The 13,792-nt window shown below is 61.2% G+C and carries 16 protein-coding genes; 3 read left to right on the top strand and 13 right to left on the bottom strand.

From position 1 onward, the window contains the following. Nucleotides 1–3 precede the first annotated feature (3 nt). Both PhaeoP97_RS02885 and PhaeoP97_RS02880 read right to left on the bottom strand, forming a co-directional pair. On the bottom strand, nucleotides 4–747 hold the full coding sequence (locus PhaeoP97_RS02885) for a GNAT family N-acetyltransferase (protein ID WP_072503804.1): 744 nt from the start codon (nucleotides 745–747) through the stop codon (nucleotides 4–6). Beyond that, nucleotides 744–1,466: a competence/damage-inducible protein A gene (locus PhaeoP97_RS02880; protein WP_072503803.1), complete on the bottom strand. Its 723-nt coding sequence runs from the start codon at nucleotides 1,464–1,466 to the stop codon at nucleotides 744–746. Before PhaeoP97_RS02880 ends, PhaeoP97_RS02885 begins: the two co-directional genes overlap by 4 nt. Nucleotides 1,467–1,516: 50 nt before the next feature. Between PhaeoP97_RS02880 and sfsA the strand changes: the two genes are divergently transcribed. Continuing rightward, a complete protein-coding gene (sfsA, locus tag PhaeoP97_RS02875; protein WP_072503802.1) occupies nucleotides 1,517–2,215 on the top strand; it encodes a DNA/RNA nuclease SfsA in 699 nt (232 codons plus the stop codon). 4 nt (nucleotides 2,216–2,219) lie between these two features. Here the strand turns inward: sfsA and PhaeoP97_RS02870 are convergent, their stop codons facing one another. Next, nucleotides 2,220–3,146, bottom strand: coding sequence for a mechanosensitive ion channel family protein (locus tag PhaeoP97_RS02870; RefSeq protein WP_072503801.1), 927 nt, complete (start codon nucleotides 3,144–3,146; stop codon nucleotides 2,220–2,222). Between the two features lie 156 nt (nucleotides 3,147–3,302). Here PhaeoP97_RS02870 and map point away from each other — a divergent pair, with 156 nt between their 5' ends. Then, a complete protein-coding gene (map, locus tag PhaeoP97_RS02865) occupies nucleotides 3,303–4,112 on the top strand; it encodes a type I methionyl aminopeptidase (RefSeq protein WP_072506264.1) in 810 nt (269 codons plus the stop codon). A gap of 78 nt (nucleotides 4,113–4,190) precedes the next feature. Here map and PhaeoP97_RS02860 read toward each other — a convergent pair whose 3' ends face one another. From PhaeoP97_RS02860 to PhaeoP97_RS02845, 4 genes are all read right to left on the bottom strand, one after another. Continuing rightward, nucleotides 4,191–4,517, bottom strand: coding sequence for a hypothetical protein (locus PhaeoP97_RS02860; RefSeq protein ID WP_072503800.1), 327 nt, complete (start codon nucleotides 4,515–4,517; stop codon nucleotides 4,191–4,193). 186 nt (nucleotides 4,518–4,703) lie between these two features. Next, entirely contained in the window at nucleotides 4,704–5,372 is a 669-nt protein-coding gene (locus tag PhaeoP97_RS02855; RefSeq protein WP_072503799.1) for an HAD family hydrolase, read from the bottom strand. 24 nt (nucleotides 5,373–5,396) lie between these two features. After that, nucleotides 5,397–5,951 (bottom strand): 16S rRNA (guanine(966)-N(2))-methyltransferase RsmD, encoded by a 555-nt coding sequence (gene rsmD, locus PhaeoP97_RS02850; RefSeq protein WP_072503798.1) that lies wholly within the window; start codon nucleotides 5,949–5,951, stop codon nucleotides 5,397–5,399. After that, a complete protein-coding gene (locus PhaeoP97_RS02845; RefSeq protein ID WP_072503797.1) occupies nucleotides 5,948–7,159 on the bottom strand; it encodes an NAD(P)/FAD-dependent oxidoreductase in 1,212 nt (403 codons plus the stop codon). The genes rsmD and PhaeoP97_RS02845 overlap by 4 nt, the downstream gene beginning before the upstream one ends. A gap of 124 nt (nucleotides 7,160–7,283) precedes the next feature. Here PhaeoP97_RS02845 and PhaeoP97_RS02840 point away from each other — a divergent pair, with 124 nt between their 5' ends. Further along, complete coding sequence (locus tag PhaeoP97_RS02840; RefSeq protein ID WP_072503796.1) at nucleotides 7,284–7,772, top strand: peroxiredoxin; 489 nt, start codon at nucleotides 7,284–7,286, stop codon at nucleotides 7,770–7,772. A gap of 75 nt (nucleotides 7,773–7,847) precedes the next feature. Here the strand turns inward: PhaeoP97_RS02840 and PhaeoP97_RS02835 are convergent, their stop codons facing one another. From PhaeoP97_RS02835 to PhaeoP97_RS02810, 6 genes are all read right to left on the bottom strand, one after another. Next, nucleotides 7,848–8,138, bottom strand: coding sequence for a 4a-hydroxytetrahydrobiopterin dehydratase (locus PhaeoP97_RS02835; protein ID WP_072503795.1), 291 nt, complete (start codon nucleotides 8,136–8,138; stop codon nucleotides 7,848–7,850). Further along, complete coding sequence (locus tag PhaeoP97_RS02830) at nucleotides 8,135–9,322, bottom strand: GNAT family N-acetyltransferase (RefSeq protein WP_072503794.1); 1,188 nt, start codon at nucleotides 9,320–9,322, stop codon at nucleotides 8,135–8,137. The genes PhaeoP97_RS02835 and PhaeoP97_RS02830 overlap by 4 nt, the downstream gene beginning before the upstream one ends. A gap of 46 nt (nucleotides 9,323–9,368) precedes the next feature. Further along, nucleotides 9,369–10,142: a glycerophosphodiester phosphodiesterase family protein gene (locus tag PhaeoP97_RS02825; protein WP_072503793.1), complete on the bottom strand. Its 774-nt coding sequence runs from the start codon at nucleotides 10,140–10,142 to the stop codon at nucleotides 9,369–9,371. Further along, nucleotides 10,139–10,597 carry a RidA family protein gene (locus tag PhaeoP97_RS02820; RefSeq protein WP_072503792.1) on the bottom strand — a complete coding sequence of 153 codons (459 nt, stop codon included), beginning with the start codon at nucleotides 10,595–10,597 and terminating at the stop codon, nucleotides 10,139–10,141. The genes PhaeoP97_RS02825 and PhaeoP97_RS02820 overlap by 4 nt, the downstream gene beginning before the upstream one ends. A 122-nt stretch (nucleotides 10,598–10,719) precedes the next feature. Beyond that, nucleotides 10,720–12,024, bottom strand: a complete 1,305-nt coding sequence (locus tag PhaeoP97_RS02815) for an HlyD family type I secretion periplasmic adaptor subunit (protein ID WP_072503791.1) — start codon at nucleotides 12,022–12,024, stop codon at nucleotides 10,720–10,722. Beyond that, nucleotides 12,021–13,751 (bottom strand): type I secretion system permease/ATPase, encoded by a 1,731-nt coding sequence (locus PhaeoP97_RS02810; RefSeq protein ID WP_072503790.1) that lies wholly within the window; start codon nucleotides 13,749–13,751, stop codon nucleotides 12,021–12,023. Before PhaeoP97_RS02810 ends, PhaeoP97_RS02815 begins: the two co-directional genes overlap by 4 nt. Nucleotides 13,752–13,792 lie beyond the last annotated feature (41 nt).

The following is a 13,792-nucleotide window of genomic DNA, read 5'->3' as shown; positions in this document are numbered from 1 at the left end:
GGGTTACACTTCCTTTGGATTGTGCCGATAGTGGTAACGCCCGGCGCGCAGCATGCCAAGTGAGGCATATAGACCGTTTGCCCCGGCGTTGGCCTCGGTGCAGAGAACCGCCAATTCGCGTGCGCCCTGATCGGCGGCCCATTGCGCAGCGCGGTGCATCAGCCAGACGCCCATACCCCTGCGGCGTTGTTGTGACAGGATTTCCAGCGCGTGGACCATGGCGATGCCATCATGGATGGCCACAAAACCGGTGCCGCCCGGAGAATCGTCACACCGGCCCAGCAGCGAAGTCTTTGGCCCCGCAACCCGTTGCATCACGGCGAAGCGCTCGGGACCGATACCGCCTGCGGCCCAGATTTCATGCTGGATCGCCAGCGGTTCCCAGACGCAGAAGGCTGTCACGGGCGGGATTTCAACATGGCAGAGCGATTCGACCGGACAGGTCCAGAGCACCACTGGATCCTTGATCACATAGCCCCGCGCAGCGAGTTGCGCATCAAGGGCGTCCTGACCATCGCGGATCATGAACAGATGATCCTGCCCCATACCGCCCATGGCCTGTTCAGCCGCGGTGATTTCTGCGTCGCTTGCGTGACCTGTGATGACAGTTGCTGCGGAGACACGGCTGCCACCGCCAGCGCCCCGGCGCAGGGTTACAGGGCCAAGCTGCCGTATTTCAGCGGCGGGCCATGTGTGGTCGGTGACGTCGTAATACTTGGGGTCGGTCAGAGAGTGAGCAGTCGTCAAAGATCAAGATCCCGCGCCAGCGCTGTGATCGCGGCATCCACCCGCGCACCGTCAGCGCCCCGAACCACCACATTGGCGCCAAAGGCACCGTTTTGTTGGAACGGGTAACAGCCGATGGAGAGGTCATCATAGGCCTCGGCAATGGCGGTCAGGATGGGGGCGATATCGCCCTCGCCCCGCTGCACACGCAGGGTCTGCGACAAGAGCGGCGCGCCGCCCGTGAGCGTCGGCAGGACCGAGGCGACCATGGCCTGAAACACGCTGGGCACCCCGGCCATCACATGCACATTGCGCAGGGTGAAACCGGGCGCAGTGGAGACCGGGTTTTCGATCAGTGTCGCGCCATCGGGGATCCGAGCCATCCGCAAGCGGGCGGCGTTCAGCTCCTGCCCGGATTTGTCGTAATGGGCCTGCAACAGCGCACGGGCATCATCGCGCACGTCCAGATGCGCACCAAAGGCCTTGCTGATGCAATCGGCGGTGATGTCATCATGGGTGGGGCCGATGCCGCCGCTGGTGAAGACATGGTCATAGCTGTCAGACAGCGCCGTCACAGCCGCGATGATCGCGGACTCGTTGTCGCTGATCACCCGCACCTCCTGCAGGTCGATGCCATGCTTTGTCAGTTCACCGGCGAGGTAATACATATTGGCGTCACGGGTGCGCCCGGACAGAATTTCGTCTCCGATCACCAGCATTGCGGCGGTTGGGTTTGCCATCTGCGCTCCTCCTCTTGATCCAATGATAGCGCAGGTATAGGCCCAGTCACATGCGCTTTCAAACCCCTCTCCTGCCCGCCGTGCTGATCCGACGCTACAAGAGGTTTCTGGCGGACTGCCAGTTGCCGGATGGGCGCGAGGTGACTGCCCATTGCGCCAACCCCGGTTCGATGCTGGGGCTGGCCGAGCCTGGCAGCCCGGTCTGGCTGGAGCCGAATGACGACCCGAAGAAAAAGCTGAAATACGGCTGGCGGCTGGTCGAAGTTGCCGGTGGCACCCTGGTGGGTGTGGATACATCGGTGCCAAACCGCGCGTTGAAATCCGCACTGGAGGCGCGCCAGATCGCAGCGCTGTCGGCCTATGAAACGGTCCGGGCCGAGGTGAAATATGCCGAGAAGAGCCGCATTGATTTCCTGCTGAGCCAGCCCGGCCTGCCCGATTGCTATGTCGAGGTCAAAAGCGTCACCCTGTCGCGCCAGCCCGGGCTGGCGGAGTTCCCCGACAGCGTCACCGCGCGCGGCGCCAAACATCTGGGCAACCTGGCGGATATGTGCCGGGCCGGACACCGGGCGGTGCTGCTCTATCTGGTGCAGCGCGAGGATTGTGATCGCTTTGAGATTGCCCGCGACATCGACCCGATCTATGCCGCCGCTTGGGATGCGGCGGCGGCTACCGGTGTGGAGCGTCTGGTGATCAGCACCCACATCAGCCCGCAAGGCGTTGAGATTGCGGGCGTGATCGCGAGCTGATCCCTCAGGCAGCGGCCTCGTTGCGGTTTGCAGCGCTGTCCTGCTGATCGCCGTCTTCTGAAGCCTGCTGCGACGCATCAGGGCCTGCCTGAACCAACGTGCGGGTCGGGAAGGGAATATCAATTCCTGCCGTGTCCAGTGCCTCTTTCACCTTACGTTTCATGTCGGCCTGATACTGGAAATACTCCGCCGCATCGACCCAGACACGCACCAGGAAATCCACCGAGCTGCTGTTGAGATTGTTGACCTGGATGAATGGCTCCGGCTCTGCGTGCGAGCGGCTGTCGGACATGATGGTGTCGCGGATCACCTGTTCGGCGGTGGCAAGATTGGCACCGTAACCCACACCGAAATTCCATTCAGCCCGGCGGGTGTCAAACTCGGAATAATTGGTGATCGTGTTGCCCCAAACCTCGGAGTTGGGGATTATCACCTTCAGGTTGGAGAGGCTGGCGATCACGGTATTGTTCAGGGTGATTTCCTTCACCGTGCCCATTTCGCCGTTCACTTCGATGAAATCACCCAGCTTGAACGGGCGGAACAGGATCAGCATGATGCCGGCCGCGACATTGGACAGCGCGCCCTGCATTGCCAGACCAATGGCCAGACCCGCGGCACCGATGGCGGCAATAATGGAGGTGGTCTGCACCCCGAACGTGTTCAGCACAAACAGCACCGCAAAAGCGAGGATCACATAGCGCGCCAGATTGCCGAGGAAGTGGAACAGGGTCACATCAAGGCTGGCATGGCTGTCGCCGATCTGCACGATCCGGCGTTTGACCCAGCTCGCTACAATGAACCCGGCAAGCAGAATAACGGTGGCTGCAAGCACGCTGCCCATGGCCTGGGCCAGAAATTCCAGCGTGACCAAATCCGCCAGCGATTTTCCATTGTAGATTTCAGTCTGCATCAGGGCATTCATGCTGTCCATGGGTGCGGGGTCCTCCGTCGTGCGATTGCAATTCGTCAGGGAGGGAACGCATGCCACCGGGAAAAAGTTCCCGGCAGGCGGCCGTGCCGGCTCTGGCCCTTTTGGCGCGAACCGCTTACATAGCTATGTCAAAGACACCCGATGGAGCCTCATCTGATGAGATCGAAAGACGGCCGCACCACAAAAGACGGCATCCGTATCTATGAACCCGGTGATTTCGCGGGAATGCACGCGGCCGGGACGCTGGCCGCCCGGATCCTGGACGATATCGCTCCGCATGTGGCGCCGGGGCAATCCACCGGCGAGCTGGACCGGATGATCACCCAGATGGTGGAGGACGCAGGCGCGACCTCAGCCACCATCGGCTACAAAGGCTATCAGCACGCCAGCTGCATCAGCGTGAACCATGTCGTTTGTCACGGGATCCCCGGCGACAAGAAGCTGAAGGATGGCGACATCCTGAATATCGACGTGACCGTCATCGTAGATGGCTGGTTTGGCGACACCAGCCGCATGTATGTGGCGGGCAAGCTATCCCGCAAAACCGAGCGGCTGATCCAGGTCACCCATGACTCCCTGATGAAGGGGATCGAGGCGGTGAAACCCGGCAACACCTTTGGTGATATCGGCCATGCGATCCAGTCCTATGTGGAAGCACAGCGCATGAGCGTGGTGCGGGATTTCTGCGGCCACGGCCTGGGGCAGGTATTCCACGCACCGCCAAATGTGCTGCATTATGGCCGCGCAGGCTCTGGCCCGGTGCTGGAGGAAGGCATGTTCTTCACTATCGAGCCAATGGTCAATCTGGGTCGGCCTGAGACCAAGATCCTTGCTGATGACTGGACCGCCGTGACCCGCGACAAATCGCTGTCAGCGCAGTTTGAGCATTCGGTTGGGGTGACCGCTGATGGGGCTGAGATCTTTACCCTGTCACCCAGCGGGAAGTTTCATCCGACCTACGGTTAAGCAACGCAGGCCACGCAAAAATCAGGGGAGCAGGCTCAAGACCTTGCTCCCCTTTTTATGTCAGACTGTCTGTACTGATCAGAGCTTGCAACGTTTGCGCTCTGCCAGAGCCACCAGAACCTCGTGACGCTCGTTCGCAGCTTCAAGCGCCTGCTTGGCGTTGGAGTGGTTGCCGATAACCGCCGGCCAGAACAACAGCGCGGCTGCGATATTCTCGCCGGACATGCTCTTGCCCTTCTTGGCTTCTTCGCGGATATCTTCCAGCTGGTTCAGCTGCACCTCGATTTCGGTGCAGGTCAGCTTGGCATCACCCACCTGCGTTTTGGTGACAACATCGGGCGATACGCAGGCCGACAGGGCCAAGGCGCTGGCGAGGGCCAGGCCGATGCGGAGATTGAGTTTCATATTGTGTCCTACTTCAATTCTGAGCATCTGAAATGAGATGCTGAACGGAACGATAGATCGTCCGTTTCCCAAGCCGAATATGGCCAACATGGGTGCGTGTAAATCCTGCGGTCAGACTGTGGGGAGTTCCGCCAAGCAATACGCATAGATTGCTGTGAAAATGTCGCACTCTACCTGAGAGTACTATTAGGGAAGCAGGCCGATCAGACGCGGGACGTCTGCCATGGTGGTAATATGCTCGGCGTTGTGCGGTGTGAGGCGGCGGCCCGTGCCGTGCGGATCAAAGCCGAGGCAGCGCATGCCCGCGCGGGCGGCGGCGATGGCGCCGTTTTCGCTGTCCTCGATCACCAGACAATCGCGGGCCTGCACATTGAAATGGCAGGCCGCAGCAAGGAACAGATCAGGATCAGGTTTGCCGGTCTTGAGCGTATGGGCAGAGAACATGGCGTGAGGATGGAACAGATCCCAAAGACCGTTCTGGCCAAGGGTGATGCGCATCTTTTCATCGCTGCCGTTGGAGGCCACACAAAAAGCGATGCCCCGCGCTTGCAAGAGCGCCAGAAGATCAGGAATGCCGGGAACCAGGTCCACGCCCTGCCGCAGGCGGGCGTAGGTTTCTCCGTAGACCTCATCCACCCAATTTTCAGGCAGGTCCGCGCCACGGGCGATGGCCTTGGTGCGCACATCTGCCATGGTGCCACCGACAAAGAGATCCATACATTCTGCAAGTGACAGCTGAAGCCCGTGGCGTGCGAGGTTGTCGGCCAGCACCTGATTGCTGAGCGTTTCGCTGTCGACCAGCACGCCGTCACAGTCGAAAATCACCAGTTGCGGGGTGGGGTATGTGATCGGCATGGTGCTGTCCTTTTGTGCTGATGCTCAGCTCTCGCGCCACAGAAGGGTGACATGCGTATCACCGTATTTGCGGCTGTCGTGCAGAGTGAATCCTTCGGGGGGCTGCATGGGGCTGCTTTCTTCCCAGACGACTAACGCATCCTCGGCCAGCCAACCGCCCTTGGTCGCCGCCGCCAGTGCCTTTTGCCCCAGTGATTTACCATAGGGAGGATCGAGGAAGATCACATCACAAGGCGCGCCATCATTCACAGGCAGGCGGGTGGCATCGCGGCGGATGAGACGGGCGCGATCCTTGATGCGCAGCAGGTCGATGTTTTTGGTGATCAGCCCCTGAGAGATGCGGCCATCATCCACAAACACCGCATCCGCCGCACCGCGCGATAGCGCCTCAAGCCCCAGGGCACCGGTGCCCGCAAACAGATCCAGCACCCGCAGCCCGTCGAAATCGACCAGATGCGACAGCACATTGAACAGGCTTTCGCGCACCCGGTCGGTGGTGGGGCGCAGATGGGCGCCTGCATCCCCCTTGCCCACGCTGGTGAGCGCGCGGCCTCGGAAATCTCCGGCGATGATCCTCATGCGCGCAAGAGCGGTTTCAGATCCGCCTCAGGGTCAGCCACCACGGTTTTGTCGGCGGTGCGCCCGGCCTCGATCAGACGCTTGGCGACCATATAGGCGCGGGGATCATTCATCGCATCCACCGCCACCAGCTGATCACCGGTGTAGTACCAAAAGGACATGGTGCCATCCTGTCCCGCGCGGGTGACGACATTGTCGTAGCCGGTGTTGAGGCCCGCGATTTGCAGTTTGACGTCGTATTGATCGGACCAGAACCACGGCTTGGCCACATAAGTCTCATTCGCGCCAAGCATATTGCGGGCAGCGACCTCTGCCTGATCAATGGCGTTGGGCACGCTTTCCAGACGGATGCGGTTGCCGCGATAGGGGAAAGATGCGCAATCCCCGGCGGCCCATATGAACGGATCCGAGGTACGGCCCTGCGCATCCACCTTGATCCCGTTCTCCAGCGTCAGGCCCGCCGCCTCTGCCAGATCGCATGCGGGGGTGATACCAACGCCGACAATGACGAAATCCACCTCAACCGTTGAGCCATCGCTGAGCACGGCGCGGCTGACGGTGCCATTCCCGCCTTCCAGCCGCTCCAGCCCGATGCCTTCGCGGATATCGACACCGTGGCCCGCGTGAAGCGCGCGGAAGTAGTCCGAGGTTTCGGGGGCTGCAACACGTTGCAGGATACGGTCGGCCATCTCGACCAGCGTGACGGAGACCCCGCGTTTGGCACAGACGGCGGCTGCCTCCAGCCCGATGTACCCGCCGCCCACAATCAGCGTGCGCGCACCGTCTTTGACCACGGGCGCCATAGCGTCCACATCCGCCAGACCGCGCAGCACGTAAACGCCGTCCAGATCGCCACCAATGGCGGCAGGCAGACGGCGCGGGCTGGACCCGGTGGTGAGCGCCAGCTGGTCGTAGTGCAGCACCTCATCCGCGAGGGTCACGGTCTTGGCCGCAGGATCAATGGCCTGCACCTGCTGCCCCAGTCTGAGGGTGATATTGCTATCGGCATAGAAACTCTCAGGCCGCAGATAGAGCCGCTCCAGCTCCAGCTCACCCAGCAGATAGGCCTTCGACAGAGGCGGACGCTGATAGGGTACGACAGGTTCGCTGCCGATCAGCGTAATCTCGCCCTCAAAGCCCTGCTTGCGCAGCTGGGCCACCAGCGAGGCGCCGGCCTGCCCTGCCCCGATCACGACGAAATGGGTCATGGTTCCCCCTATCTTTCTGCTGTCCCGGTCTGCGGCTGCTGGTTGTCACACGCCTCTGGCATGCCTGCTGCCCGACCCTATATGTGTGGGGATATAAAACACAATCACGGGAGAGGAACAGATCATGATTTCCGTTGGAGAGGCCCTGCCTGAGGCGACACTAACCCGCATGGGGGCCGAGGGCCCTGAACAGGTAAGCATGGCCGAGCTGACCAAAGGGCGCACGGTTGCCATTTTTGCGGTGCCGGGCGCGTTTACCCCGACTTGCCATTCGGCCCATGTGCCCAGTTTCATCCGCAATAAGGACGCGCTGGCAGCCAAAGGCGTGGATGAGATCCTCTGCATTGCGGGCAACGATCCCTTTGTAATGCAGGCCTGGTCAGAGGCGACCGGGGCCGGTGCTGCCGGTATCACCATGCTATCGGACGCCGAATGCGGCTTTACCGATGCGATCGGGATGCGGCTGGACGCGCCTGCGGCGGGTCTGATCGGGCGGTCGCTGCGCTATGCGATGCTGGCACGCGATGGCAAGGTCGAGGTCATGAACGCCGAAGACAATCCCGGCCAATGTGAGCTGTCTGCGGGCGAGGCGCTGCTGGAGGCGATGGGCTGATCCGCAAGGAACAATAGACAAAGGCGCGGAACCAAGCCGCGCCTTTGTCTATTCACATCTGTCGGGTGGTGGCCGCTAAAGGCTTTCCATCTTGCGGGCGAGTTTTGCATCCAGCGCGCTAAGGCCACCGACATCATGGGTGGTCAGGGTCACGGTAACGGAGTTGTAGACGTTGCTCCACTCCGGGTGGTGATCCCATTTTTCGGCCCATATTGCGGCGCGGGTCATCCAACCGAAGGCATCGACAAAACTGTCGAATTTATAGGTCTTGGTGATGGCATCGCGCCCCTCAACCACCTGCCAACCGGCGCTGAACAGCGGATCCAATAGTGGGCCACGGGTGGCGTCTGAAAGTTTCTCGGTCATTGTTGCTCCTCCACATGGGGTTTGCGGAACGGTCCATAGTCCGTCAGGATCTCGATTTCTTCTTCGATGGCGCCGCGTTCTGCCTCCAGATAGCGAGCAATGGCATCGGCAAATCCCGGATCGCCCACCCAATGCAGGCTATGCGTTTGTGTCGGCAGATAGCCACGCGCCAGCTTGTGTTCGCCCTGCGCGCCAGCCTCTACCCGGCTCAACCCACGCAGGATAGCCTGTTCAATCGCCTGATAGTAACACAGTTCGAAATGCAGGCAGGGGTGGTGTTCGCGGCAGCCCCAATAGCGCCCGTAAAGTGTCTCGCGGCCAAGGAAATTCAACGCTCCCGCGACCGGTATCCCGTCACGTTCGGCGAGAATCAGCACCATGTCGTCAGCCATGGTGTCATGCGCGATGTCGAAGAAGGCGCGGCTGAGATAGGGCGAGCCCCATTTGCGCGCGCCCGTATCCTGATAGAAGGTCCAGAAGGCATCCCAATGTTCGGGGCGCAGATCGCTGCCGTGATAAGCGCGGATCTCACCGCCAAAGCCTAGCGCCTGCGCGCGTTCCTTGCGGATGGTCTTGCGCTTGCGTGACGAGAGTGCGCCAAGGAAATCGTCAAAACTACGGTAACCGTCGTTCAGCCAGTGAAACTGTTGCGTGACACGGGCCATCAGCCCCATCTCGGCGCCCATCTGCGCCTCATCCTCGGTGCAGAAGGTCACATGCAGGGAGGAGACGCGGTTGTCCGCCGCCAGTTGTACAGCCCCCTGCACCAGTGCGGACTGGCCCAGCCCTTCGAATTCCGGCTTTACCAGAAAACGCCGCCCTGTGGCGGGGGTAAAAGGCGCTGCGATCTGCAGCTTGGGGTAGTAACGCCCGCCCGCCTGCTCATAGGCATGGGCCCAGTTGTGGTCGAAGATATATTCGCCCTGACTGTGGGATTTGGCGTACATCGGCGCGCAGGCGATCAACACACCGTCGCGGCGCGCAGTCAGATACTGCGGCTGCCAGCCGGTGCCGCGCCCGACGGAACCGCTGTCCTCTAGCGCGGCAAGGAACCGGTGCGTAGTGAAGGGATCCAGCGGGGCGCCACCATCGGCAGCTTCGGGACAGGCGCAGGCGTCCCACTCTGCCGCATCCAACTGCGACAGCGCGCCGAGCACCTCGATTTCGATCTGCGCCTGTTTCATTCAATGCCTCCGCGACAGACAGTATCTGTGTCCATCGCGGCGCGGTTCAAGTCGCAAAATCAGAAAGATAGCGTTCGAAGGTCACATTATGCGCGATTTTGCGCGCCTCGGTTTCCATCTCGGCCGAGGTCACCGTCCAGCACAGGATCGGCACGCCCATGGCGCGCAGCTCTGCAACGCGCTCACGGGCAAGGTCCTGCATCTCGTGGCTGATGAAACAGGCCCCAACCCGGTCAAAGTCCGGGATCGCGCGCAGATGGTCGCAGGTCTCTGCTCCCAGCTCGGTCCACTTAACCGGATCGTAGCCACTTGTTGTGATGCCGCGCGGCAGCTCCGGAGCTAACTTTGCCAGCGCGGCCACCGAATGCGGGTTGAAGGACATCAGCGCCACATCACCCTTGTAGCCCTGCAATTGTTCCACGGTATCCCGCTCCAGCGCGCCAACATTAGGCCCCATATTGCCGTCCTGATCTTTCAGCTCTATCAAGAGTGGCACGCGCCCATCGACCAGGTCGAGGATCTCGGCCAGATCGGGAATACACTCGCCGTCGCCGCCCTTGAGAGGGATGGAGCGCAGCTGGTCGCGGGTGTGATCGGCAACAAGCCCCGCACCCTCGGCCAGCCGTTCCAGATTGTAGTCGTGGAACACCATGGCGCGCCCGTCCGAGGACAGTTGCAGATCCATTTCCACGCCGTAGCCAGCCTTGATCGCGGCCAGTATGGCCGCGCGGCTGTTTTCCGGGCGACCATCGCGTACGTCGTGCAGCGCGCGATGGGTGATGGGCTGGCGCAGGAATGCGGCAGGCAGATCAGAGGTCATGAGATCTGAAACACGCCGTCGATTTCCACTGCCACGCCCAGCGGCAGCGAGGGCGCGCTGACAGCGGCACGGGCATGACGCCCGGCATCACCCAGCACCTCGACCATCAGGTCAGAGGCCCCGTTCACCACCTGCGGCTGGTCAGTGAAGCTGTCGGTGGAATTGACAAATGCACCTAGTTTCACAACGCGCTTCAGACGGTTCAGATCACCGTCACAGGCGGCTTTCAGCTGCGCCAGCAGCGCGATGGCGCATTGGCGGGCTGCCTTTTGACCAGCGGCCACATCCATATCCGCGCCCAGTTTACCGGTGATCAGACCCTCAGGACCGGCAGAAATCTGGCCGGAGATATAGACCATATTGTCCACCACTACATAGGGCACGTAGTTGGCTGCAGGGGCTGGTGCGCTTGGCAGTTGAATGCCCAGGTCTTTGAGTTTGGCTTCGATATCCATGGGGGTGGTCCTTTGTGTCAGGTTTCGCGGAACGCTAACCGGGAAGCGGCAGGGCGGAAAGCAAAAAACCGCCCCCGTAGGGACGGTTTTGCGACGCTTGCCCATCAGGCCGTGAAATCGGGTCAGCTCTCTCGGAAGGCGCGGACAAAGTAATCCGACAGCGGTTTGACCAGATAGGCGAGCGGGGTGCGGTCCGCCGTGCGGATATAGCCCTCAACCGGCATGCCGGGGATCAGCACCGTATCGGCGGGCAGGGTTTCCAGCTGACCGGGATCCAGCTCAATCTGGGTGCGGTAGTAGGAGAGTTTGCTATTGGGATCCTCAAACGCATCAGCAGAGACCTGCTTGACCGTTCCGAACAGCTCGGGTGTGGAACGCTGGTCAAGGGCCGGGAACCGCAATGTCACCGCCTGCCCAACAAAGATCTGATCCACATCCGTGGGGGCAACTTGCGCAGCAATCACCAGCGGGCGGTCCTGCGGCACAAGATACAACACCGGATCCGCCGCCCGGATCACCGACCGCGGCGTGTGCACCTGTAGACCATAGACGATGCCGGAGACCGGCGCGGTGATATCGAGCCGCGCCAGCCGATCTAACAAAGCACGGCGGGTCTCGGCCAGCTCCAGTTCTTGATAGCGCAGGTCGCGCAGACGGGTGATGGCCTCTTCGCGCTGCTGGGTCGCCAGTTTCAAAATCTCGATATCAATCTCGGTGATGCGCCCCTCGGCCTGGGCCTCGGTTGCGATCAGCTCCCCCAGGGAGCCCTGCAAATCGGCCTCAGTCCGCCGCAGATTGAGGACGGTGCCCGCCTGTGCCAGGCCCCGGTCCAGCAAAGATTGCTGATTCGAAAGTTCCTGCTTGATCAAAGAGAGTTGGGTGCGGCGCGAGTCCTGCTGCGCAAGCACGCCCGTGATCTGATCCTTGATCTGGGATCGCCGTTTTTCCAGCTGATCAATCTCGCGCGCGATAGAATCTTTGCGGGCCTGAAACAGTCTCATCTGGCCCTGCATGAGATCAGCGACCTCGGGCTGGGTCACTGCCAGATCGTGCAGTTCGGCATCAAATTCAACTGTCTCTGCGCTGTCACGTTCAGCATCAAGACGGGCGCGACGCGCCATCAGTTCAAACAGCTGACCTTCCGTGATGACCAACTGCGACGTCAGCTCTTTGGCATCGAGACGCAACAGAACTGCGCCTTCGTCCACGGTATCCCCCTCCTCCACCAGGATTTCGCGCACGATGCCCCCATCCAGATGCTGTACCACCTGACGGTTGCGATCGACCTCGATCCGGCCAGAGGCCACGATGGCCCCCGCAATCGAGGTGGCAACGGACCACGTGCCAAAACCGCCGAGCAAGATCAGCATGCCGATCAGTCCAATGATCATCGGGCGACGGGCGGACCATCTGGTATCACTTGTCATCGTACGCCTCCGGCTGTCGCCTGCTGGATGGATTGGTGGTTCGACACCATTTCTTTGAGCACCTTATCCTTTGGACCAAAGGCGGTTTGAATGCCTTGATCAATCACCAGCAGCAGATCACATTCCTGAATAGCGGCCGGACGGTGAGCCATGATCAGCACAGACCTGCCGTCGGCCTTTAGTTGTTTGATGGCCCGGTTCAGCGCCACCGATCCGTCATTGTCGAGATTTGAGTTCGGCTCATCCAGAATGACGATCACCGGATCATCGTAAAGCGCGCGCGCCAGAGCGACGCGCTGCATCTGCCCCCCGGACAAACGCCCGCCACCGGCGGTGATGTGGGTGTCATAGCCGTCGGGCAAATGTACGATCATGTCATGGGCGGCGGCCTTTTTTGCAGCAGCGACCACCTTGGCCGAATCTGGTTGCGGCATGAGCCGCGCGATATTCTGTGCAATGGTGCCCTCGAACAGCTGCACGCGCTGAGGCAGATACCCAATGTTCTGGCCCAGCACTTCGGGTGCGTATTGGTCCAGCGAGGCACCATCCAATCGCACAGTCCCCGCCGCCGGCCGCCACGCGCCTGTCAGGGCACGTGCCAGCGTGGATTTTCCGGACCCAGAGGGGCCAATCACGCCAATCGCCTGCCCCGGCTGCACCCGAAAGCTGACATTGCGCAGCTGCGGACGGCTGTCGCCGGGCGGGACCACGGCCAGCGCCTGCACCTCTAGATTTGCATTGGGTTTGGGCAGTTCCGTGCGCTCCGGCTCTTCCGGGACTTTTTCCAGCAATTCGCCCAGATTCCGCCACCCCTTGATCGCCCTTTGCACCATCGCCCATTGGCCAAGCGCCAGTTCGATTGGCGCCAGCGCCCGCCCCATCAGGATGGAGCCCGCAATCATCGCCCCCGCGGTGACCTGATTTTGCAGCACCAGATAAGCGCCAAGCCCCAGCATCGCCGATTGCAGGAACAGACGCAGTGTCTTGGTCAGGGTGGTAAAACCGCCGCCGACATCGCTGGCGCTCACACTGTCGACAAGGGCGGCATCGCGGCCGGATTTCCAGCGATCAAAGGCAGCGCGACGCATGCCCATTGACTGAATCATCTCCGCCTCTGTGCGGATTTCCTCAGACATGAGGTTTGCGCGATGGCCCGAGATCCCGGCCTGCATCTGCGGCCTGCGGGACAAAAGCTGGTTCAAGACAGCGATGGCAATCAGAACCGCCCCGCCCCCCAGCGCCAATAGACCCAGCCAAGGGTGGAACAGCGCAATGCCAAACAGGAAGATCGGCGTCCAGGGCAAGTCAAACGCGGCCCCCAGCACCGGAGAGGCAATCAACCGCTGCACCGATTCCAGGTCGCTCAGCCCGGTTTGTGCCACAGGATCCGGCGCCACAGCAGATCGGCGGATCATTGCGTCGAACACGCGCTGATCTAATCCAGCCTGAAACCGTGCGCCAACACGCGCCAAAATCCGCCCGCGCGCATAATCCAGCACGCCCATGGTGCCATAAAGGAACACCACCAGCAGTGACAGCGCGATCAGCGTTGCCACCGAGCGGCTGCCCAGAACCCGGTCATAGACCTGCATCATGTAAAGTGGGCCGGTCAGCATCAGCATATTCACAAAGAAACTGAAGATCGCGACCGCCCAATAAAGGCTGCGGCTGCGCTGCCGATGGGCGCGCAGTTCCTCGGCACCGGTCTTAAAAGAGGTTTTCGTCATGAGAGGCCTGCAATTCCCTATCGATATGCTCTATGTATCAG

This window comes from Phaeobacter porticola (assembly GCF_001888185.1).
Lineage (GTDB): Bacteria > Pseudomonadota > Alphaproteobacteria > Rhodobacterales > Rhodobacteraceae > Phaeobacter > Phaeobacter porticola.
Note: the sequence above shows the minus strand (reverse complement) of the source record. Positions and strands in the feature narration are given on the sequence as shown.